Source organism: Burkholderia sp. AU30198 (genome assembly GCF_020419825.1).
Taxonomy (GTDB): domain Bacteria; phylum Pseudomonadota; class Gammaproteobacteria; order Burkholderiales; family Burkholderiaceae; genus Burkholderia.
The window spans coordinates 1-21,972 of record NZ_JAIZSA010000037.1 but is presented as its reverse complement, the minus strand read 5'-3'; the positions used below and the strand labels follow the sequence as shown (position 1 = coordinate 21,972).

General features: G+C 56.7%; 16 protein-coding genes, 2 rRNA genes and 2 pseudogenes. 8 read left to right on the top strand and 12 right to left on the bottom strand.

The genetic code is table 11. The annotated features are described in order from the left end of the window. Nucleotides 1-88 (top strand): 23S ribosomal RNA (locus tag LGN19_RS38785); the annotation flags it as partial. A gap of 129 nt (nt 89-217) precedes the next feature. Next, nucleotides 218-330, top strand: a 5S ribosomal RNA gene (gene rrf, locus LGN19_RS38780). Nucleotides 331-572: 242 nt separating this feature from the next. Here rrf and LGN19_RS38775 read toward each other — a convergent pair. The 6 genes and pseudogenes from LGN19_RS38775 to LGN19_RS38750 form a co-directional block, all read right to left on the bottom strand. Beyond that, on the bottom strand, nt 573-911 hold the full coding sequence (locus LGN19_RS38775; protein ID WP_226220150.1) for a hypothetical protein: 339 nt from the start codon (nt 909-911) through the stop codon (nt 573-575). A gap of 156 nt (nt 912-1,067) precedes the next feature. After that, nucleotides 1,068-1,683, bottom strand: a pseudogene (locus LGN19_RS38770) (DDE-type integrase/transposase/recombinase); the annotation flags it as partial. Between the two features lie 390 nt (nt 1,684-2,073). Continuing rightward, nucleotides 2,074-4,917: a Z1 domain-containing protein gene (locus LGN19_RS38765; protein ID WP_226220149.1), complete on the bottom strand. Its 2,844-nt coding sequence runs from the start codon at nt 4,915-4,917 to the stop codon at nt 2,074-2,076. Next, nucleotides 4,914-5,936, bottom strand: coding sequence for a PD-(D/E)XK motif protein (locus tag LGN19_RS38760; protein ID WP_226220148.1), 1,023 nt, complete (start codon nt 5,934-5,936; stop codon nt 4,914-4,916). The genes LGN19_RS38765 and LGN19_RS38760 overlap by 4 nt, the downstream gene beginning before the upstream one ends. Beyond that, nucleotides 5,933-7,423, bottom strand: coding sequence for an ATP-binding protein (locus LGN19_RS38755; protein ID WP_226220147.1), 1,491 nt, complete (start codon nt 7,421-7,423; stop codon nt 5,933-5,935). Before LGN19_RS38755 ends, LGN19_RS38760 begins: the two co-directional genes overlap by 4 nt. A gap of 586 nt (nt 7,424-8,009) precedes the next feature. Beyond that, on the bottom strand, nt 8,010-9,218 hold the full coding sequence (locus LGN19_RS38750) for a type II restriction endonuclease (RefSeq protein ID WP_174933668.1): 1,209 nt from the start codon (nt 9,216-9,218) through the stop codon (nt 8,010-8,012). Between the two features lie 88 nt (nt 9,219-9,306). Between LGN19_RS38750 and LGN19_RS38745 the strand changes: the two genes are divergently transcribed. Both LGN19_RS38745 and LGN19_RS38740 read left to right on the top strand, forming a co-directional pair. Continuing rightward, nucleotides 9,307-9,927 (top strand): hypothetical protein, encoded by a 621-nt coding sequence (locus LGN19_RS38745; RefSeq protein WP_226220146.1) that lies wholly within the window; start codon nt 9,307-9,309, stop codon nt 9,925-9,927. Between the two features lie 2 nt (nt 9,928-9,929). Further along, entirely contained in the window at nt 9,930-11,021 is a 1,092-nt protein-coding gene (locus LGN19_RS38740; RefSeq protein WP_226220145.1) for a hypothetical protein, read from the top strand. Here LGN19_RS38740 and LGN19_RS38735 read toward each other — a convergent pair. The 6 genes and pseudogenes from LGN19_RS38735 to dnaA all read right to left on the bottom strand — a co-directional run bounded on the left by LGN19_RS38735 (nt 11,018) and on the right by dnaA (nt 18,761). Beyond that, the gene (locus LGN19_RS38735; RefSeq protein ID WP_226220144.1) at nt 11,018-11,467 is read right to left on the bottom strand and encodes a very short patch repair endonuclease; all 450 of its coding nucleotides are present in this window, start codon (nt 11,465-11,467) and stop codon (nt 11,018-11,020) included. The two genes, LGN19_RS38740 and LGN19_RS38735, sit on opposite strands and share 4 nt — an antisense overlap. An 8-nt stretch (nt 11,468-11,475) precedes the next feature. Further along, complete coding sequence (gene dcm, locus LGN19_RS38730) at nt 11,476-12,468, bottom strand: DNA (cytosine-5-)-methyltransferase (RefSeq protein WP_226220143.1); 993 nt, start codon at nt 12,466-12,468, stop codon at nt 11,476-11,478. A gap of 299 nt (nt 12,469-12,767) precedes the next feature. After that, nucleotides 12,768-13,169: pseudogene (locus LGN19_RS38725) on the bottom strand (transposase); the annotation flags it as partial. Between the two features lie 72 nt (nt 13,170-13,241). Then, entirely contained in the window at nt 13,242-15,716 is a 2,475-nt protein-coding gene (gene gyrB, locus LGN19_RS38720; RefSeq protein ID WP_226220142.1) for a DNA topoisomerase (ATP-hydrolyzing) subunit B, read from the bottom strand. 192 nt (nt 15,717-15,908) lie between these two features. Next, nucleotides 15,909-17,015: a DNA polymerase III subunit beta gene (gene dnaN / locus LGN19_RS38715; RefSeq protein WP_122943982.1), complete on the bottom strand. Its 1,107-nt coding sequence runs from the start codon at nt 17,013-17,015 to the stop codon at nt 15,909-15,911. Nucleotides 17,016-17,183: 168 nt separating this feature from the next. Continuing rightward, a complete protein-coding gene (gene dnaA, locus LGN19_RS38710; protein ID WP_226220141.1) occupies nt 17,184-18,761 on the bottom strand; it encodes a chromosomal replication initiator protein DnaA in 1,578 nt (525 codons plus the stop codon). A gap of 420 nt (nt 18,762-19,181) precedes the next feature. Here dnaA and rpmH point away from each other — a divergent pair, with 420 nt between their 5' ends. The 4 genes from rpmH (at nt 19,182) to yidC (ending at nt 21,811) form a co-directional block, all read left to right on the top strand. Beyond that, nucleotides 19,182-19,316, top strand: coding sequence for a 50S ribosomal protein L34 (gene rpmH / locus LGN19_RS38705; RefSeq protein ID WP_004198824.1), 135 nt, complete (start codon nt 19,182-19,184; stop codon nt 19,314-19,316). Between the two features lie 15 nt (nt 19,317-19,331). Then, nucleotides 19,332-19,793: a ribonuclease P protein component gene (rnpA, locus tag LGN19_RS38700; RefSeq protein ID WP_039364627.1), complete on the top strand. Its 462-nt coding sequence runs from the start codon at nt 19,332-19,334 to the stop codon at nt 19,791-19,793. 75 nt (nt 19,794-19,868) lie between these two features. Beyond that, entirely contained in the window at nt 19,869-20,135 is a 267-nt protein-coding gene (gene yidD, locus LGN19_RS38695) for a membrane protein insertion efficiency factor YidD (RefSeq protein ID WP_006750110.1), read from the top strand. Nucleotides 20,136-20,143: 8 nt separating this feature from the next. Then, the gene (gene yidC, locus LGN19_RS38690; RefSeq protein WP_122946567.1) at nt 20,144-21,811 is read left to right on the top strand and encodes a membrane protein insertase YidC; all 1,668 of its coding nucleotides are present in this window, start codon (nt 20,144-20,146) and stop codon (nt 21,809-21,811) included. Nucleotides 21,812-21,972 lie beyond the last annotated feature (161 nt).

Below are 21,972 nucleotides of genomic sequence, written 5' to 3'. Positions count from 1 at the left end.
TTCGAGACCAGGACGTTGATAGGTCAGGTGTGTAAGCGCAGTAATGCGTTCAGCTAACTGATACTAATTGCCCGTAAGGCTTGATCCTATAACAAGTCTGTTTCGCGCTACAGAGCGCGTCGGACGGTTGGATTCTCGTGTGTGATACACACAACTCAAAATTACTGCTTCTTCCAAGATTGGTTGTGCTGCGAAGCCAGCACAACAACCCCTTTTGCCTGATGACCATAGCGAGTCGGTCCCACCCCTTCCCATCCCGAACAGGACCGTGAAACGACTCTACGCCGATGATAGTGCGGATTCCCGTGTGAAAGTAGGTAATCGTCAGGCTCCCTAAGCCAGAAACCCCCGCCCGAAAGGCGGGGGTTTTTGCATTGGTGCGGCAGAAATGTGCGTGGAGTACTCGGCATGGATGCTTGTCGTGCTGCATGCACTGAGGCCTGTAATGCGGTCGGATGCGGAGAGGACGGGACGCAACTTTTCGTCTGTTGTGACGGTTGTTGAAGTTACTTGCAGCGCCGCCGCGGACCATTTGCATCAAGGCGTGTGCCGAAGTGCTTCACGCCGAGCCATCACCAGACAACAGAGCGGCGCAAAGGGGCCAGCGCTGCGCGTTCCAGCTCCTCTTCCTCTTCCTCTTCTTGGGCAGCTGCACCATAGGGCTGCTCTCGCCAGTTCAGCGCACTGTAGTCGGGCGTGATGATGACCCTTCGGGAATCAAAGTTGAACCGAAGATAGACGCGATCACCCGGCTTGAATCCGAACATCTCGAAATGCGCGTCGATGGAGCGTATCCATGGCATGTACGGTTGGCCTTCCTGGGGAAGGTCCGGCTTGTTGCCGAGGGTCAGCTCAACCTCGGGATACTGTTTGAGCTTCTTGGGACGTGACTTACTATAGGCGTTAGCCATCTTCCGACTCCTGTTACGAGTCGGTTGTGGTCAGCGGGTCGTATGGGTGGCAGCCCATGCGGCCCGCGCTTTTTGCGGTGACGCCATTTGAGTCTACCGAACTGGGCATCTCGAAATACGGAAAATTCGGGCAGTAGTCAAGCGGCATAGTGACCTGCGGCGAACCTTGGCAGCCGTGAATTCGGCGCCGTTGTCCGACCGAACAAACGCGGGCTTGCCGTACAGCCGCATGAGTCGCGACAGCGTCAGGATCACATCCTGTGAACGCAGCCGGCACCCACCTCGATCGACGGGCACTCGCGGGTGTATTCATCGATCACGCATAGCGTCTTCAACGCCCGGCCATCTACCAGTGGGTCGTGCGCGAAGTCATAGCTCTAGACCGAATTGGGCTGCGTGGCGCCTGGCAGGCGTATGTCGTTGCCGCGACTACGTCGGCGAGGACGTCGCCGCGGAATGTTGAGCTGCAAGGCTCGCCACATTCGTCGCACGCGCGACTCGCTCAACGCCAGCCAGGCCGATATCCGGCGATAGCCGAAGCGCGGCACCTCTTGCGCGGCTGCAATCAGCCTCTCGCCCAGACTCCGATCCTTCTCCGGTTGTTTGAGCGTATAGGTCGCCACTCGGCGGCTCAGCCCCAGGTAGCGACATGCCTTGCGTTGCGAGAGTCCCCGCCGAGTCAGGACTTCCAGCGCCTCGCGCCGGCCCGTCGGGGTGATCATTTTTTTCGGCTGAACTCCTTCAGACCGTCGATTACCAGCATCTGCTCGGCGGTGTGAGTCGTCGACTGTGACGGCAAGCCGCTATCCGGTGTGCCTTATCACATTCGTACTGAATCTGGCGTCACGTACAGGGGATTGACCGATAGCCAAGGGCGCTGTCCTCGCGTTCTTACTGACAACCCTCAGCAGCTCGACATTGCGATTGGCTTCCAAGCGCTGCAAAGGTGGGCGCGATGAGTGGCTATCTTTACCGAACGCCGACGAATGATCGTGCGGGGTCACAATACAACGTCCTCGGGCATTTGATGCCCGCCTGCGTGTTCGTGCTCGTGGACAAGCCGGGCAAGGATGGGTGTCGGGCGCAGCAGCTGCGAAATAATTTGAGTCGCCGCAACCCGAAGTTTATATAAATTCATGTGGTCAATAAAGGTCGATGCTCCTTAATCGGCATCCTCATTAACCACGACTGCATCCGGTTGATCTTCCACGTGCACCCCAAAACGAATTGGTACCTGTATGTTATTTTTAGGGAATTGAAGTGCAAAACCTGGAGAGACGGGTCCCTTCTCGTGACCGCGTTCTCGCACTGGATAGAACACGAATATCCCTTGGCGCGCTTTGCGCAGGCTGGCAGTTAAGTCGTTAGCAGGCTGAGCATTATTGAGGCAGCAAAGATACTCGGCAAGACTATGGTGGTCGGGCTCGGAGAAGACCTTAAATCGACCGGAATCTACCCTTGAACGATTGAATGGCCGAAATTCATGACTGCTTCCATCAAGCGAATATCGGGTTGACTGTTTTGGGCCGTCGATTGAAAGAAACAACCACGAATCAATGCCTATATCCTGATCCGACTGGAGAAACTCGATCTCCCGCTGTAGTGCACCACGATTGTCTGGATGCCACTTGTAGTCCTCAAGGAACTTCAGAACTTGGGGGGGCTTTAGGTTTGTCCATTGGGCTGAATGCTGTACCATGATAGGCTTCTTCCCATCTTCTGATGGCACCAAAATTGCTAAATCGCCCTTAGAAATAGTTTTCGGCAGCACCTTCTCAAGGAGTGCAATATTGAATGCAATATCCTTGTCCGCCTTTGACAGGATGGTTGATTCCTTCCACGCACCACCAAAATTTTGGAACTGAATGAATGCGTTATACATCTTGTTCTTGGCGGTGGGCTGAAGTAGATGCGCCGGAACGAGCGGCGGGACCTCAATTGGGCGTAGTGGTCTTCCGTTCGGAGGGTTAGAGTATTTCCTCAGGTCATTGCGGAACTCAAGTTCATCTCGGCATACCGCCTCAAAGGCTTTATACAGATCAATTGTTTCTCTCTTGGATTTCTCTTCCCGTCCAATGAAAAGGCGTACAAGATCACGATATCCGGGACGATACCCAAACCATCGTCCCATCTGCATTAGTGTATCGGCCGCCCCGGCGCGGCGACGGTAGTAACTTATCGTGAGTCCTTCGATTGTATAGCCTCGCGACAGTTTGGCTCCACCGACAACGATTTTCCAAATGTTGTCGGATTCGAAGTCCGGATTATCCTTGGCATCGCCATTTACTACGAGGACCCTTTTGGGCCCTTGTTCGAGTCGGCTCCAGCAATCACCGAGATAAGACGTAAGTTCCTTGAACGATCTGGGTACTGGCAAGTCACTTGCGCGCGTCTTTGAGACTAGCGCGAAGTCCTCATTCCAGAGTTTTTCGAGTCTCGGCCATGCTTTGCCACTAATGTAGCCGCCATCTCGAAGCGTCTGCTCCACGATGTTCGCCATGACTGCATGATCATTTTGCGTTTGCGAACTATGGACCAGCATTGTATGGTGTCGAAAGCTGCGTGCGAGATCAGGATATTTGGCTTGGCGCCAAAGTTTGACCGCCCCTGACAAAATATACGAATCAATTGCTCTCTGCAAATTTATTGGATTCTCATCCTCACCGCGGACATTTCGCACAAAGTCACGCTCGTTCGGACCGGGCTCGTCGTCATCATTCCAGTCAAGATCGTGGAAATCAGCCACTCCCATATAATTGTCCGGGCGAGGAAGGCTGATAATGAAATCACGTGGGAAAAGATCCTCTTCAAGATTGGGGTCAACAAATACGTTAGCGAATGGTGTAGCTGTATAACCGACATACTGCGCGCGAGGAAGCTGTTGAAGCAAAGAGACGATCGCAGAGTTCGTCGCCGTGCGCTCGATGATTTCATCTAATGTCGGCTTTTTTGTGTTCACCGAAGCCTGATCAGATTCATCATCAATGACCAATGTTGGGATGTCCGCAAGACGCGAACGCACACGGATCTCTCCCAGATCAGCAGCAAATTTTTTCAGTACGTCGGGTCTTTTTTTTACTACCAGCAGACGAGCGTCCTCAGGATGCAAGTTATCTGGATGATTAAATGGCTTCGTCTTATCATATTTTCTAAACTCGAGAGACTGTATTCCCATTTTCAGTCTCTTGTAATCGCCTTCAATATTGGTGAGTCGATGCCAACGGAAGGGCTGTTCTATGCCGTGATCTACAAAATTATCGAGATCGCTCACATACGCAGGTTCGTTTTCGGCAGTAATGAATGGTTTTCCGATCAATTCCCGATCAATACGCCGTTGCGTCTGTGAACGCAAGATATTTAACGTGCCGGCCAGCACTATTATCAGGCGATAACCTGCATCGGCCGCCCTTGCGATCACGCCGGTGAAGTTTGCGGTTTTTCCGCTTTGAACGTATCCGACTACAAGGCCACGCACTGGGTAGATATCATCCCGTTCTGGATCTGAGAGTCGCTCCATCACTAGGCGAGTGCTCTCCTTCAGTGCGAGTATCTGGTGCTCGGACCACTTATTGCGATTCCTGAGATAGGTTGTGTACGCATCAAGATAAAACGATTGTCGCCGCCGCTGCTCGTCATACCATGGTTCATGCTCGCGAGCAATGACAATGGGCGTATCGATTGTCAAATGAGGTGGGAAGCGCTCATTCATGAGCTTCACGACAGGCGCTGACAGTCCCAGAAGAACATAGATTTTCGCGCGCCGCTCGACAGTATTCTTTTCCGTTCCATCGATCCACGTGGCTGTGCCCTCGTAATCCCATGTACTCAGATGTCGGCTAACAGTTTGTGCTACTGGATCAGAGGCCGGCGCATGCTCAAGATGGCCGATGAAATGATCGACAATGCCTGACGTGTCGTCAGAGTGGTATTGCAATGCACGCTTCAAAATCTTCGGTCCTGACACCATGCCACCGAAGGCGTCTTGTACAACGGCTGACAGATTCATTTCGGTTCTGTTCCAATGAAGTTAGGCGACAGGAGGGAGTCAAATTCGGCGCTGCCTTCAAGGAAGCCCAATCCCTCGAAGTTCGCCCGATATTGGACGTCGGCAATACGATCCAGCAACGGGATCTCTGAAAGCATCGAACGAGTGAGCCGAGGGCAGTCTTTGAGTATTGGAATCAGCCTGGGGGCATCTGCCATCTGAAGTCGCGTTTGATACATCGAATCGTGAACGGTATCGTAACCGTATACTTCGCGCAGTATGTGGCCGAAACGTGCCTGTACTGAAATCGGCAAGCGTTCTTTCAGTGAACGAATTTCATCGACCAATGTCGTGCCCGCTCCTGCACCGGCAAGCTCTACTCTGATCGAGAGTAGATATAAAGCACGATCACCAGACGGCTCGAGCTGATTCAGGCCGTTTATGAGATGCGTATGAGTGCCGCCGCGAGTGGTTTTCACTTCGAACTCCGCGTTGCCTATTCTAAAGTCATGTGGTTCGCGAAGAGGGCCAGTCCATGCATCGACTGCAGACTCACCAAACTTGCTGGCAAGTCGTTTTAGAAGCCAAAGCTCACCCAAAAGTCCGAGTTGTACTTGCGTACTCATAATCAACTGCGAACTCAGGAGCGCGCGCCATCGCTCGACGGTTTCTTCTACGGCAATTTCTGGCGCCACTCCGTCCACGTGCACTTTGTCGATTATGGAGACAAAGAAATTGTAAATTTCTTGATATAAAAACCGTGATCGTGTGCTAATTTCAATTCCGTGCTCGCCGACCTTCTTCGCGACGGAAATATTAACGTCATTTAACGGTGAAATCGAAAGGCTGGTGATGGGGCTACAAGGAAGCCACATCCTAAGCTCCGACCCATTTTCCGCAATAATGATGTCGATTGAGGGGGCGGCCGGCGTCGTTGATGGAATTCTGTGGATGAATGGTACTTCGTCCGATATGCGTCGACTCAGATCACTCCAAGTCACGTGCCTTGAATAAATGGTGGTTGCGGAATACTTTGTCATTTTCGCTCCCGTTCTTCGGCGAGTGCAAGCATAAGCAGCTCGTTGAATTGTTCCAGCCTTTCCGTGAACTGCCGACTTTCGCGCTCACGCATCAGAGAGTCCCTTAGTAGCAGGAACAGAAGCGTCTTGATCATTGGGGCATCATTTAGGCTTGCCGGCAAACCTTTAAGTATGTCTTGTCTGTAAATCGAATTTAGATAAACACACCCTGTCGTTCGGTCAATTTCGAAAAAACGATCCTCTTGCAGACGCTTCCATACAATATCGATTTCTTGCGTCGGCAATTTGCGTCCAGCCAAGTAAGAAGCCGCTCGTTTTCTGATTTCACGATCAAAACCTCTCCCCGGGACAGGGATAAAGTTCTGCTCGACGATGGTTTTTTTTCGATAGATTTCATCGGCCCGTCGGACGAATCTACCCATTGGGTTTTGATGGTTGTCGAGCGCTGCTCTGAATCCTTCGGGCACGTCCACCGAGGACTTCTGCACGTTCAGTCGGAAATAGGTGTCGAATTCCGGTTGCAGCTCGATCTGTACGCGGGCAAGGGACATGTGTGGTTCGGTATCGGCCAACCGCCATCCGTTCCAGCCCCCCGCTTGGATCAGCCGATTATTACGATAAAAGTAAAATCCTTGGCGCTTAGCCACATTTCCGCCGCCGAGCATGTAGCCTGGAGACGTTTGGTTTGCTGGCCAGATATGAGCCTTACATTTCAGAGGTGGGAGATCAGAAAGATCAATGCTGAATTCCAGTGGATATTCGCGGTCGGCAGATATTTGGTAACTGAATGGATTTAGTGGTTGAATCGGAACAGAAAATCCACCATGGCCATTTTTATCGAGTACGGCATCAGTAAATATTTGAGATCCGTTAGCAAGAAATCGATGAAATGTGAGTCCCAAATGGACGGAAAGCGCTTTCTGAATTTTTTGTAGAGTCGCTTCAAGACCTTTGTTAGAAACCCGAAGATGGTCAAGTTCATCTATGATGATAAGTGTTCCGCTGTCCCCTATAGTGAATGGTCCTTCCACCGCGTCGAACCGGAGCGCGGCCTGTTCGGGGTCAAGGATATCGCATTGCCACCCTTGTGAAATTGACGCTGCAGTCCAACGACACGCGTTGGTAACTTTGCTTTGCCGTGATATCACGCTCACACTGCGCCCTTGACTGAATGCTGCAGTTTTCAGTCCCATGCCAAACTTGCCAAGTTCGGTTTCCGAGCGGTTTCTCGACGAGCCGAATTTCATTGCAGCAATTAGGGCGTCTCGGCTCATTCCGTATCCGTCATCTGCGATCACTATCCTGCGGATATCGCTTCCATCATGAACGATTCGTATAAGAATATTGGAGGCAGATGCGTCAAGAGAATTATCAGCAATGTCGGCGACAGCTTCTTCGAGCTTGTACCCTATTCTTGCAAGTGCATCGGTGATTTTCCCGGAGTCGGGTGGAATCGATAGGTGGTCTATGACGTCAATATCTTGCAATTTCTAACCCCGTAATGTTATCAATAGACGTGCGGTGGCGACAATTCTGACAAAAACAGAATGTTGACCTTCCTGGAACATTGCGACGCATGCCTTCGTTTGAATTTTCACGTGGCCGTGTTCGTCGGTTGCATCGACGGTCCTAAGAATCGAGAGGCATCGTGAAGCTAAGATGCTTCAATCTTAGCAAGAGAATTCACTTGAGTACGAGATCCTGACAAACCCGATGAGGTCGAGCTTGTGCGGCGTGAACTCGATGTGACAGTTAAAGTGGAGTGGTTGGGGAGAGCGACCTTGGCGACTCGTACGGACAACTCAGTTGGCTACGCCGTGATCTTTGGATATATATGCGTGAGCAGCGCACGTGCGCCCTGCGCCCTCGTTGAAGATGACCGTGGCATTGGGCGTGAGAGTGCGGAGGCGTGTCGCTCACGAGCTTGTGATAAAAATTGCGACTGTTTGCTGTGGTGTTCGCAGTCGGCATTGTAGCCGGATCTGTTGTGTATCGAGCGGACACGGACACAGCCACTCATAGGCGGTGTATGCGACACCTTATAATGCACCTGCACATGCATGACGGAAATGCCTACTGTCGTTCTTTAACGACTTCGATGAATGAGCCAATTGACGTTAACCAATTGCGCTGAAGCGGTGTATAGGATGAGTGAAGGCTTGATGGTAAGACGAGTGAAAGTCCCTTGTCTCGCATTTCGTCAGTCTGGTTCGTCGAGATGCCGGGCTCAAGTGTCAAAAGGTGCTTCTCATCGATGCGATTTGCCTCGGCGAGCACCTGTCGCCAGCGGTCCTTGCATGTAGATTTTACGCCAAGCATCGTGAGGCGAGATGTCGGGAAATCGGGATCCCGATATTTGATGATGTCTGGAAAAATGAAGTCTGGTTTGCTCTTGTTCTCAGTGACCTTCGTTCTGTCGTAACCAATCTCGTGGTGAATGAAGACCTCTTCGATGTGGTTCTCAAATGCACTGCCGACTCGGCTTTTCCGTCGATTCTGGACGGAAAGTGAAAAAGCGATGAAGCCGTCCACATCACCATTGAAGCCGAGTTGCAGTCGCTCCTCGATGATATGTCGTTCGAGCGTGCGGAAGAGCATCTCCTCGCGCTCCATCCATGCGAGCAGAACCGCGTCCGGATCTTCTCGTGGGTCAAGATCAAGGGTTCCTCGGGCGAACTGGGAGAAGACGCGTGTTGCGGGAAACTTCTTCCCGAATTTGTCGAGCATGAGGTCGAGGAAGTTGGGAGCTTGAAGTTGACTTTGCTCTATGCCAATTTCCTCAAGGATGAGGCGAGATGCAAATTCAAGTTTGACTTTATCTGAATCGTCCTCTGCCTTGACCGAGAATCCTGCGTGTGCGTTGTTTGGGAAGCCGAAGAGCCAATGAATCTGGTTTGATACAGTGGATCCGGCCTCGGCGAACACGAAAAGCACCTTCCCGTCCTGCTGTCGTGCAATTACAAGGACATCCCCCTCTGCAGCGCGCGCCGACACTTCGGTCGTGGAGAAGTACATCCGATGCTCAGAACGCGTTGGATGGTTCTTGCGAGCGTCATACCAAGTCACAAAGCCTTCGGAGATGATTGGCTCGTCCTCGTAGTCACACAAGTAGATGAACTTGGCATCGAATCGCTGCTTTTCGGTCGCCCGGCCAAATATGGTTTTCAGACTCTCTACACCATTCAATTCATGTTGATTTGAACGAACCGGATTTGCCTCAACGGCACTAAGTTCCTTCGCTGCAACGCCCGAGAAATACTCGGAGAGGAAGCCAAGTTTCATGGGACTCTTCAGCCTTTCGGATTGTTCTGGTATCTTTTCAGAATGTTACATGATGAAGAGAACATGTTGCAGTACGGACAAGCAGAACATGGCCACGAAGACCAAAGCCAAAGCAGACAGCCTTCTTGATAACGCGTATTCCTCTCTGGGACTCACCGGACAGCCTGCATCCGCGAAGTACGCGGCAATCTCCGGTATCGTCGGCCATCTCGCGGCAATCAATGCGGCCGCCAAGGTCGACGTCGTCACGACAGGGGCGATCACTGAACGCTTGTGCATCCTTGGATTGGACGAAATCAAGGAAACTGTGCATGCTTTCGGCTACCGGAAGTTCGGGAGGGACTGGAAGTGGATCGGTGACCTGCTGGTTCCGGGCGATCCGTACGATCTGGCAATTTCAGTGAAGAGCTACAAGGCCAAGGAGCGCCTGCTGGCCAGTGGAACGGGTAGCCTCCTGACGCCCACAATTGGCTGGGGGCTGTTCGATGACCCGTCGGAATGGTCGGCTGACAGGACAGCTTCTTACCGATATCGCGGGTTTGTCGCCATCTACATGCCGGCTGACACGCTCGTGCATGTTTCCGCCAATGCCAAAAGTGTTACTAACATTAACGGAATACCACTGTTACGTGACCTGCTGACATTTCCGGAAAATATCCGAAACGCCATTTCGGCAAAGGCGAACAGGGTCGATTGCAGGAAAATATAACGATGCACACGCCGTGGGGAACTCTCGAGGAACTCAACCTTGATGATCGGACGCTAGCCGAAAAAATACTTTGCGCAGATAAACATCAACTTGTCGAAGGAATGATTGTCGAGTGCCTCTTCGATCAATTTCTCGATAATTTGCCGAAGGATCTTCCTGGGGTAGTCGCGATCGACGTGGAGACCGTAATCGCTCAGACTGAGCGACCGCACAACAAGAGACTCGCCGTGGTTTGGGCTCGGACAAAGAGTGCCGGGCTTGGCAGATATTTGATTGCACTCGGAAAGAGATTTCATGTCGTTCTTGTTGAGTACGACGCCAATCGAGGATTCTTCGGTGCCCTGATGCATGGTGCGAAGCGAGTGTCATCCGTGAAGACACTAGACGAACTCATGCGACCGTTTGCTGCCATCGGGCACACACCATTCGAAGTTGCGCGGTCAGTCAGGGATGAGAATCGACAACGGGAAGCCATCTGGGGATTCCTGTTTGCTCATCATGGAGAGAGGCTCGCGAGCAAGGTCCTGCTTCCCCGAATCCTGATCAATTGCGGTATTCAGCCTTGGTTTCAGTATGTCTGGAATCTCGACAGGATTTTCATTGTAGATGGGGATCTGTGGCTGTTTGAAGTCAAGCACAAATTCCCATTTTTGGATCGGCGATCTCAGGCGCTGAAATTTGGCCTTAATGATGGCGAGCTATCGATTTTTCGCGAGCTGTTGGGGTGTGGAATCGAGAGCCTTTTCTCAATTATGGTAAAGCCAAAATGGTCCAAAGAAATTGGCTCGCTGTACATGATGACGGATCTGGCAGCGCGGAATAGGACTGCGGTGATCAGTAAGGTTCTGGATGGCGGGACCATCCGGCGATTGTATGCTGGTGTTTCAGGTGTTTCCGGTGCGGGCACGACAATTACAGGTGTCCAGGATAGCAAACTGAAGTACAAAAGTCTGTACGCATCTGAATTTGGAATGACTGGCCGGTTTTCCGAAAAGCCATCGGAGATAGCTGAGCGTATTGTCGGAGAGCTGCGAGGGCTGCCCCGACCGCTTGTGAAGGATGAGGAATTGTACGAGCTGAAGATGTCCGACTAACCCCTGATTTCGACAAGCAAGTCATTGCTTTCAAGCCATTGCTGCAACGCATTGGCAATTGTTTCTACGCTAGCCGTTCTCTTGCCTCTCAGTGCACATTCCCACACGATGGCAATGCGCCAGCCGGCCGCGTTGAGTTGGACCTTTACCTTTTCGTCATTTTGCCGGTTGCGTTCGATCTTTGAGCGCCAGAAGTCGGGGTTGGTTGACGGTAATTTAAAAAACGAACAATCATGACCGTGCCAGAAGCAACCGTTAATTAACACGACCGCGCGAAAGCGGGGAAACACGATGTCGGGTTTTCCCGCCAATTCCTTGGCATGCAGGCGATAACGAAAACCCCGGCGATGCATTTCCCTTCGGACAACAATCTCGGGACGCGTGTTCTTGCCACGGATCGTCGACATCATCCGGCTGCGAGTCGCTTTGTCGACGATATCGGGCATAAGGCACCTCAGGCCAAGGCGTTCCGGAGGGGAAGCTCTGGCTCAAGCGTATCCTGTACTAGGAACTGATACATCAGGCGGGCTGCGTGGGCCATCACGTCGACGACAACCGAGTTGCCGAATTGCTTGTACGCCCGTGTGTCGGAGACAGGGATGCGGAAAGTATCAGGAAAACCCATGAGACGTGCACATTCTCGCGGAGTCAGCCGCCGCGGGTTTTTGTCCTCTCCTTGGTAAACCAGAATTTCCGAGCCGTCTTTGTAGTAACGCGCTGACAGGGTACGAGTTACGCTTTGTGGGCCGACGAGCCCAAATCCGAAGCCGTTGCCCTTGGCCCGGTGCTTTTCCGCATACGCCTGCAAATATGCCCACAGTTTTGGAGTGAGGGTGTACTTGTCTTGTACTTTGCGATTGGCGTGGTCGAAGTATTTCTCGCCATCCCAAGGAAGGAACGGCTCGGATCCGTCTGTGCGATGCAGGATATCACTCAGTTTCACGTTGCCTTTCGGCGGTAATGGAATAGCATCCCAGTCGAAGGCAACTTGTTCGCGAAAGCCGACGATGAGAATCCGTTCACGGTGTTGAGGCGTGAAGTGGGCGCCGTCGATCACACGATAGTGGATGTGATAGCCCAGCTGTTCCGTAAGTGTGCGGCGTATCACGTCAAACGTCCTGCCTTTGTCGTGAGAAACCAGGTTCTTCACGTTTTCCAACAGAAAGGCCCGTGGACGCTTTTCATCGATGATCCGCGCCACGTCGAAAAACAGCGTGCCTTGAGTTTCATCTTCAAAGCCGTGTGCCCGACCAAGTGCGTTCTTTTTGGAGACGCCGGCGATGGAAAACGGCTGGCAGGGAAAGCCAGCTAACAGTACCTCATGGTTCGGGATATCAGCCCATTTATTTGCGCGAACGGTGATGTGAGAGCCCGGTGAACGGTAAGTTGCGAACCAAGAAGAACGAAATGTTGTGCGGGGGGCCTTAGGATTGGACGCTCGGAGCATGTTGAGGCGTCTTGCCTGGAAGGCGGGATGCTGCGGAGAGAAGAGGACTATCTTGGCGCACTGCCAAGAGACTAACTCCGACACAGTGAAAAAGACCAACCGCGGAAGGTTGGTCTTTGAATGGCCTGATACAGGCGACGGAAGAGTGATTCTTGCCGTCGCGCTATTGAGTGATCGTCTGGGGGGGGGTGTCAGAATTTCCGTGTTCAAGACGGGTTGAGATTCACACGGATGGTCGAACGAACCGATCCTCGTAGAGGATGGCGAATTGGTTCATGGCTGCCTTCCAATCGTGAGCAGCCCTGAATCTCTCGCACGGTCATGCCCCGGGCATACATGGCAACGATCTTGTCGTCGAAACCCGTGAAGCGTCGTTCGTGTTTGGGGATCAGCAACGGTTCAAAGCTGCCGTCGCGATCGCGAGGCACCTCGATACGAATCGGGCCATCCTCGGTCAGGACCGTCTTGGCGCCCGTGCCGTTGCGCTGGTTGGTGACGGCCGCAGGCTTGACGGCGCCGGGCGGGTAGCCGAGATGATGGCTCATCTCGCCACCCAGCGCCCGCTCGATCAAGGCCTTCTTCAGAGCCAATGTCGCGGCATTGATCGCTTCAGCCGTCATCGGGCCGTTGCCGAATTGCTCCAGCAACTCGGCGGGAATCGCCGGCAGCTCCGCCGGCTTGGTTTTCGGTTTGCGAGGCATACATTCTCCTTGGGAGCATCATATGCCTTGAACACGAAATTACTGACAGGCCCGTCTGGGGCGAAAGGGCCATCAAACGTCAATATTCCCCGCCCGCAACGCATTCGACTCGATAAACGCCCGCCGCGGCTCCACATCATCCCCCATGAGGGTGGTAAAGATCCCATCTGCAGCAATCGCATCCTCGATCTGCACACGCAGCAGTCGCCGCACCGTCGGATCCATCGTCGTTTCCCACAGCTGCCCGGGGTTCATCTCACCGAGCCCCTTATACCGCTGCTTCGAAACGTTCCGCTCCGCATCCGCCAGCAGCCACTTCATCGCGCTCTTGAAGTCGCTCACAGCCATACTGCGCTCACCGCGCTTGATGACTGCACCTTCCCCGATGAGCCCCTTGAACGTATTCGCGGTGGTCACGAGCTGCTGATAATCCGCCGTGTGCTGGAATTCCTGGTCGATGACCGAAACTCGCACGTTGCCGTGATGCGTACGCTCGACATGCAGCGACCGTTGTTCGCGAACCGGGTCATACGAAGGCACGACACGAACTTCGTTCTTCAAGGCCTCGTCATGCAACGCCGCATGCAGAGCCTTCGCCGAAGCCTCCGTCGAAGCCTCGTTGGACAGATCGATTACCACCCCGTCCATGATCGCTTCAAGCGCGGCCGGGTCATACAACCGGCTCAACCGCTCGATCACGCTCTTCGACAGCAGATACGATCGCGCTAGCTCCCCAAGCGCATCGCCCGAAATCACGGCTGCGTTCTCACCAGGCACCAGCTCCGACCCTTGCAGCGCCAACCGCAGCATGTGCGCGTTGAGCTCCACATCGTCCTTCAGATACCGTTCGTCCTTGCCCGCCTTGATCTTGTAAAGCGGCGGCTGCGCGATATACACGTACCCGCGCTCGATCATGTCCGGCATCTGGCGATAGAGGAACGTGAGCAACAGCGTCCGGATGTGCGCACCGTCGACGTCCGCGTCGGTCATGATGATGATGCGGTGATAGCGCAGCTTGTCGAGGTTGTAATCCTCTTTGCCGATGCCGCACCCAAGCGCGGTCACGAGCGTAACGATCTGCTCCGACGACAGCAGCTTGTCGTAGCGCGCCTTCTCGACGTTCAGCACCTTGCCGCGCAGCGGCAGGATTGCCTGGAACTTCCGGTCACGCCCTTGCTTCGCCGACCCACCTGCCGAGTCACCCTCGACGATGTAGATTTCGCACTTCGCCGGGTCTTTCTCCTGGCAGTCCGCGAGCTTGCCGGGCAGGCCGACGCCGTCGAGCACGCCCTTGCGGCGCGTCATTTCGCGAGCCTTCCGTGCAGCATCACGTGCGCGAGCAGCCTCAACGATCTTCCCGCAGATGATCTTCGCGTCGATCGGCGTTTCCAAAAGGAATTCTTCCAGCGCCTTCGCCACAACTTCTTCAACCGGCGCACGAACCTCGGAAGAAACCAGCTTGTCCTTCGTCTGCGAGCTGAACTTCGGCTCCGGCACCTTCACGGAAAGCACGCACGACAGCCCTTCGCGCATGTCGTCGCCGGTCGTCTCGACCTTCGCCTTCTTCGCGATTTCGTTGTCGGTGATGTACTTGTTGATGACGCGCGTCATCGCGGCCCGCAGGCCGGTCAGGTGCGTGCCGCCGTCGCGCTGCGGAATGTTGTTCGTGAAGCACAGCACGTTTTCGTTGTAGCTGTCGTTCCACTGCATCGCGACTTCGACGCCCACGCCATCCTTCTCGCCGGTGGCGAAGAAAATCGTCGGGTGCAGGTTGGTCTTCGTCTTGTTGATGTACTCGACGAAGCCCTTCACACCGCCGGCGAACGCGAAATCGTCTTCCTTGCCCGAACGCAGATCGGTGAGGCGAATCCGCACACCGTTGTTCAGGAACGAAAGCTCGCGCATCCGCTTCGCGAGGATGTCGTAGTGATACTCGACCGTGCCGAAAATCGTCGGATCGGCCATGAAGTGCACTTCGGTGCCGCGGTTCTCGGTGTCACCCGTCACCAGCATCGGCGACACTTCGACACCATCGACCGTCTCGAGCACGCGATCCTGCGCGACGCCACGGTGGAACTCCATGAACCGCTTCTTGCCGTCACGGCGCACCGTGAGGCGCAGCCAGCTCGACAGCGCGTTCACGCACGACACACCCACGCCGTGCAGGCCACCGGACACCTTGTAGCTGTTCTGGTCGAACTTGCCGCCGGCATGTAGCTCGGTCATCACGATTTCCGCAGCGCTACGCTTCGGCTCGTGCTTGTCGTTCATCTTCACGTCGGTCGGAATCCCGCGGCCGTTGTCGGTCACGGAAATCGAGTTGTCGGCGTGAATCGTCACGTGGATGTCGTTGCAGTACCCGGCCAACGCTTCGTCGATCGAGTTGTCGAGCACCTCGAACACGAGGTGATGCAGACCGGTGCCGTCCGACGTGTCGCCGATGTACATCCCGGGGCGCTTGCGCACCGCTTCCAGACCTTCGAGGATCTGGATCGACGAAGCGCCGTAGCTGCTGTTATCGGGTTGCGGATTGTGCTGTTCACTCATGGATATCTTCCGGTTCTGCGAGGCCACTCAAGCGGCGGCGCGGTGCGTTTCCTTGCGAAAACGCCGGGCCGCTCCAGTTTTCCTGGCCCGTCCAAGGCACCGGTGAGGCACCAAAGGGACGGGTTGTCGGTTCGCCATAAAAACGCCAAAGGGGCTTGCCGCCCCCTGGTGTGTGTCTTGATGTCGCGCGCGTCAGATGCGCATCGGCATCACGACATACTTGAACTCTTCGTTCTCGGGCACCGTGATCAGCGCGCTCGAGCTGGCGTCGCCGAGGCTCACCTGCACGGTGTCGACCTTCAGGTTCGCGAGTACGTCGAGCAGATACGTGACGTTGAAGCCGATGTCGACGGTATCGCCCTGGTAGGCGATTTCCAGTTCTTCCTGCGCCTCTTCCTGATCGGCGTTGGTCGACATGATCTTCAGCTGGCCCGGCGCGATGATGCAGCGCACGCCCTTGAACTTGTCCGAGGTCAGGATTGCCGCGCGCTGCAGCGAACGCTGCAGCTCTTCACGGCCGATCTCGAACGAATTCTTGTGCGCCTTCGGGATCACGCGCTGGAAGTCGGGGAACTTGCCCTCGACGAGTTTCGACACGAGCTCGACCTGGCCGAACGTGAACTTGGCCTGGGTTTGCGCGATGTCGATGGTGACGGTGTCGTCGATATCTTCGAGCAGGCGTTGCAGCTCGAGAATCGTCTTGCGCGGCACGATGACTTCCTGGCGGCCGAACGTGCCGCCTTCGAGCTTCATCGACGAGAACGCGAGGCGGTGGCCGTCGGTGGCCACGGCCATCAGCTGGTCGCCGTCGACGACGAGCAGCATGCCGTTCAGGTAGTAGCGGATGTCCTGCTGCGCCATCGCGAAGTGCACCATGCCGAGCAGCTGGCGGAACGACTTCTGCGGGACGGTGAGGGTCGCGCCGAAATCCTTCGCCTGCGCGACGGTCGGGAACTCGTCGGCCGCCAGCGTCTGGAGTGCGAAACGGCTCTTGCCGGATTGAACGGTGAGGCGCTTGTCGGCGAGCGACAGCGTGACCTGGCCGTCAGGCATCGCGCGCAGGATGTCGAGCAGCTTGCGCGCCGCGACGGTGGTCGCGACCTGGTCGCCGCCGACGCCGAAATCGGCGCGCGTGGTGATCTGCAGTTCCAGGTCGGTCGACAGGAACGAAACGTCCGAGCCGTTCTTGGTGATCAGCAGGTTGGCGAGGATCGGCAACGTATGGCGGCGTTCGACGATGCCGCTGACCGTTTGCAGCGGCCTGAGGAGGGTGTCTCGTTCGGTCTTGACCAGTTGCATAGAGTTCCTTCGTTGAGTAACGGCCTGCAGCGCAGCAGCCTCGCAGCGCCCCGCCAGCCGGGCTCTTGGCCCGCCACCACCGGGGCGGTCAAACCAGTATTGTGCCTCAAAACCGAACCGCCCCCCTTAAATTGGGGCGGAGGCCGAATTATCAAGCGCGCGTCGCGCTCAGCCCTTCAGCGTCTGTTCCAGCACGTGCAGCTCGTGATTGAGCTGCGCGTCCTTGCTGCGTTCGTCGGCGATCTTGCGCACCGCATGCAGCACGGTGGTGTGGTCGCGCCCGCCGAACAGCTCGCCGATTTCCGGCAGGCTCTTCTGCGTGAGTTCCTTCGCGAGATACATCGCGATCTGCCGCGGCCGCGCGATGTTCGCGGGACGCTTCTTCGAATACATGTCGGCGACCTTGATGTTGTAGAAGTCGGCGACGGTCTTCTGGATGTTCTCGACCGAAATCTGCCGGTTCTGCACGGTCAGCAGGTCCTTCAGCGCTTCCTTGGTCAGCTCGATCGAGATCTCGCGGCCGTGGAACTTCGAATACGCGAGGATCTTGCGCAGCGCGCCTTCGAGTTCGCGCACGTTCGAGCGCAGATGCTTCGCGACGAAGAACGCGACGTCTTCCGACAGGTTCACGCCTTCCGACTGCGCCTTGCGCATCAAAATCGCGACGCGCATTTCCAGCTCGGGCGGCTCGATCGCGACGGTGAGGCCCGAGTCGAAGCGCGAGATCAGGCGATCGTCGATCCCCGAGATTTCCTTCGGATACGTGTCGCTGGTGATGATCACCTGCGCCTTGTTCGCGACCAGCGCCTCGAACGCGTAGAAGAATTCCTCTTGCGTGCGCGACTTGCCGGAGAAGAACTGGATATCGTCGATCAGCAGCAGGTCGAGCGAGTGGTAGTAGCGCTTGAAGTCGTCGAACGCCTTGCGCTGGTACGCCTTCACCACGTCCGACACGTATTGCTCGGCGTGGATGTAGCGGATCCGCGCGCCGGCCTTGTCGAGCAGCAGCTGGTTGCCGATCGCATGGATCAGGTGGGTCTTGCCGAGGCCGACGCCGCCGTACAGGAACAGCGGGTTGTACGAGATGCCCGGGTTGTCCGCGACCTGGATCGCGGCGGCGCGTGCGAGCTGGTTCGCCTTACCGGTCACGAAGTTGTCGAAGGTGAGCACGGGGTTCAGCTTCGAGCGTTCGTACATCGAATCGGCTTCGCCACCGCCGGCGGGCGCGGCACCCGGGCCCGGGCGCCACGTGCGACGGCCGGCGGCCGCTTCGTGCGCGGGCAGGCTCGGCAGGTCGATGTCGGCGTCGTCGGCGTTCAGGTGATGCGCGGCGGCTGCCGACTGCGTCATCGGCACGGCGGCCGGCGCGGCGGGCGCAGCCGAAGCATTCGCGGCAAGGTTGGCGGCGATCGCGGCCACCGTCGCGGCGGGGCCGGTCGGGGCCAGCGGTGCGCGCGGAGCGGCCGGTGCTGCACCGGCTGCGGCGCTGCGCATGCCTGCCTTGGGATCGAGGACGAACTGGACTTCGATCGGCGCGTTCCAGAAATCCCGGGCCAGATCGGAGATCCGTCCCGAAAACTGGCTCTTGACCCAGTCCAGCTTGAAACGGTTCGGCGCGGCGATGGACAGCGTGTTCGCCGACGCATCGAAGGCCACCGGGGCCAGGGGTTTGATCCACGTCACGTACTGCTGGGGCGTCAGCTCGCGCTCCAGCAGTGCGGAACAGTGTTGCCAGAAATCGTTCATCAAGTAACTGTCGTTTTTTGCGTGCACAGCGCGGCTCGCCGGCGCCCTTGTCGCGGTAGCGCAACAAGGCCCGAAGCGGTCGTGCGAGCGTGCCTCGGACGCCTGCGTCACAGTCGTGGAGGGGCAGGCGCGAGCCGAAGCGGCGTGCGGGATTCTTGGAGATAAGGCGAGATTCTACCGCCAAACGCGGCCACAGAGCGAGTTATCCACAGGCCGGTTGTGTGGGGCGCGGGGCCGGATCGCCCGGGGTGGGCACAGGCGAGCGACTCCTAAAGTATTGACCGTCAACAGAAAAACGGTTTAAATAGCGGGTTCCGCGAAAACCAATCCTGTATTCCCGGCGATTGCGTTCGCCCGAATGCCTCCGGTTAGGGCACGCGGTCCCCTGAATTTCGACATTCTCGAACAAGTGAGAACATCATGAAACGTACTTACCAACCGTCCGTGACGCGCCGCAAGCGCACCCATGGCTTCCGTGTCCGTATGAAGACGGCAGGTGGCCGCAAGGTCATCAACGCTCGCCGCGCGAAGGGCCGCAAGCGCCTCGCCATCTAAGGCAGGTTGCGCGCTGTGTCCGCCGTCCGCAGTCCTGCGGAAGGTGCCGTCGAGCCGGGTGCGAATCCGTCGCAGACGAAAGCCGCCTTCCCGAAAGCTGCGCGACTTCTGAAAACGGATGAATTTTCATCCGTTTTTCGTTTGCGTCCTTGGCGGCGCTCCGCGCACTTCGTGATTTACGGCAAGCCGACCGGTCAGCCCGCGCGTTTGGGGCTCGTCGTCGGCAAGAAGTATGCGCCGCGTGCGGTGACCCGTAACCTCGTGAAGCGGTTGGCGCGCGATCAGTTTCGCCTGCGCCGGGCCGAATTCGCCGGTTACGACCTGCTGCTGCGGCAGCACACGCGCTTCGACAAGAAAGCGCTGCCGAGCGCGGCTTCCGCCCCGCTCGCGGCGATGTGCGCGGCCGAGATCCGCGAACTGCTCGACAGGGCAGTCCGGGAGATCGCTCGCCGTGCGTCGAAGCCCGCGTCCGAGTGACGCATCCGTCCGCGGTGCGGCGTTCGCGCCTGCCCGGCCGGTTTTGACGCGGCGCCGAACGGCGTCGCCCAAGGTATGGAAACGGTATTGATCGCCTTGCTGCGCTTCTACAAGGTTGCCGTGAGCCCTATGCTCGGCAACCGTTGCCGTTTTTATCCTTCCTGTTCGGATTACGCGCGCGAGGCAATCCAGTATCATGGCGCCGCGCGCGGCACGTATCTCGCCGTCAGGCGCGTGTGCCGATGCCATCCGTTTTCCGCGGGCGGCATCGACCTCGTCCCGCCGCCCAACTCCGACACTCGCGCTCGCGGCGAAGCCGACGCGCGGTCCCATCGACTCTGAGACAACGCATGGATATCAAACGCACCGTCCTATGGGTGATCTTCTTCATGTCAGCTGTCATGCTGTACGACAACTGGCAGCGGTCCCATGGACGCCCGTCGATGTTCTTCCCGAGTGCCACGCAGACGGCCCCCGCGGCCGCTGCCGGCGGTGCATCGGGCACGGGCGCGACGACGACGACCGCAGGTGAAGTGCCTGCCGCCGCAGCCGGCGCCGCTCCGTCGACGACGGCACCGGCCGCCCAGGCGCAGCTCGTGAAGTTCTCGACCGACGTGTATGACGGCGAAATCGACACGCGCGGCGGCACGCTCGCGAAGCTGACGCTGAAGAAGCAAGGCGACGGCAAGCAGCCCGACCTGTACATCACGCTGTTCGACCACACGGCCGGCCACACGTATCTCGCGCGCTCGGGCCTGCTCGGCGGCGATTTCCCGAACCACAACGACGTCTACACGCAGCTGAACCCGGGTACGACGTCGCTGACGGGTGACCAGAACGCGCTGAAGCTGTCGTTCGAATCGCCGGTGAAGGGCGGCGTGAAGGTCGTGAAGACCTACACGTTCACGCGTGGCAGCTACGTGATCGGCGTCGACACCAAGATCGACAACGTCGGCACGGCACCTGTCACGCCGACGGTCTACATGGAACTGGTGCGCGACAACACGGCCGTCGAAACGCCGATGTTCTCGCACACGTTCCTCGGGCCGGCGGTCTACACGGACGCGAAGCACTTCCAGAAGATCAACTTCAGCGACCTCGACAAGAACAAGGCCGACTACGTGACCTCCGCCGACAACGGCTGGGTCGCGATGGTGCAGCACTACTTCGCGTCGGCCTGGATTCCGCAGCAGGGCGTGAAGCGCGACATCTACGCTGAAAAGATCGATCCGACGCTGTACCGCGTCGGCGTGAAGCAGCCGGTCGCCGCGATTGCTCCTGGCCAGTCGGCCGACGTGCAGGCTCGCCTGTTCGCCGGTCCGGAAGAAGAGCGCATGCTCGAAGGCATCGCGCCGGGCCTGGAACTCGTGAAGGACTACGGCTGGGTGACGATCATCGCGAAGCCGCTGTTCTGGCTGCTCGAGAAGATCCACAGCTACATCGGCAACTGGGGCTGGTCGATCGTGCTGCTCACGCTGCTGATCAAGGCCGTGTTCTTCCCGCTGTCGGCTGCGAGCTACAAGTCGATGGCGCGCATGAAGGAAATCACGCCGCGCATGCAGGCGCTGCGCGAACGCTTCAAGAGCGATCCGCAGAAGATGAACTCGGCGCTGATGGAGTTGTACAAGACCGAGAAGGTCAATCCGTTCGGCGGCTGCCTGCCGGTCGTGATCCAGATCCCGGTGTTCATCTCGCTGTACTGGGTGCTGCTCGCATCGGTCGAAATGCGCGGCGCGCCGTGGGTGCTGTGGATTCACGACCTGTCGCAGCGCGATCCGTTCTTCATCCTCCCGGTGTTGATGGCCGTGTCGATGTACGTGCAGACGAGCCTGAACCCGACCCCGCCGGACCCCGTCCAGGCGAAGATGATGAAGTTCATGCCGATCGCGTTCTCGGTGATGTTCTTCTTCTTCCCGGCTGGCCTCGTGCTGTACTACGTCGTGAACAACGTGCTGTCGATCGCACAGCAGTACTACATCACGCGCAAGCTCGGCGGAGTCAAGAAGAAGCCGGCCTGACGCCCGTTGCACACGCGGGCGGCGAGCCGCCCGCGATGCTGTCAAGTCCTGGAATAGGTTGACAGTGTTCACCCGCTAAACGCCCGATGCACCGCATCGGGCGTTTTGTATTTGAGGGCGGCATGTGGCCGCTCGCAGTTGTAGATGTTCACCGACTGTTC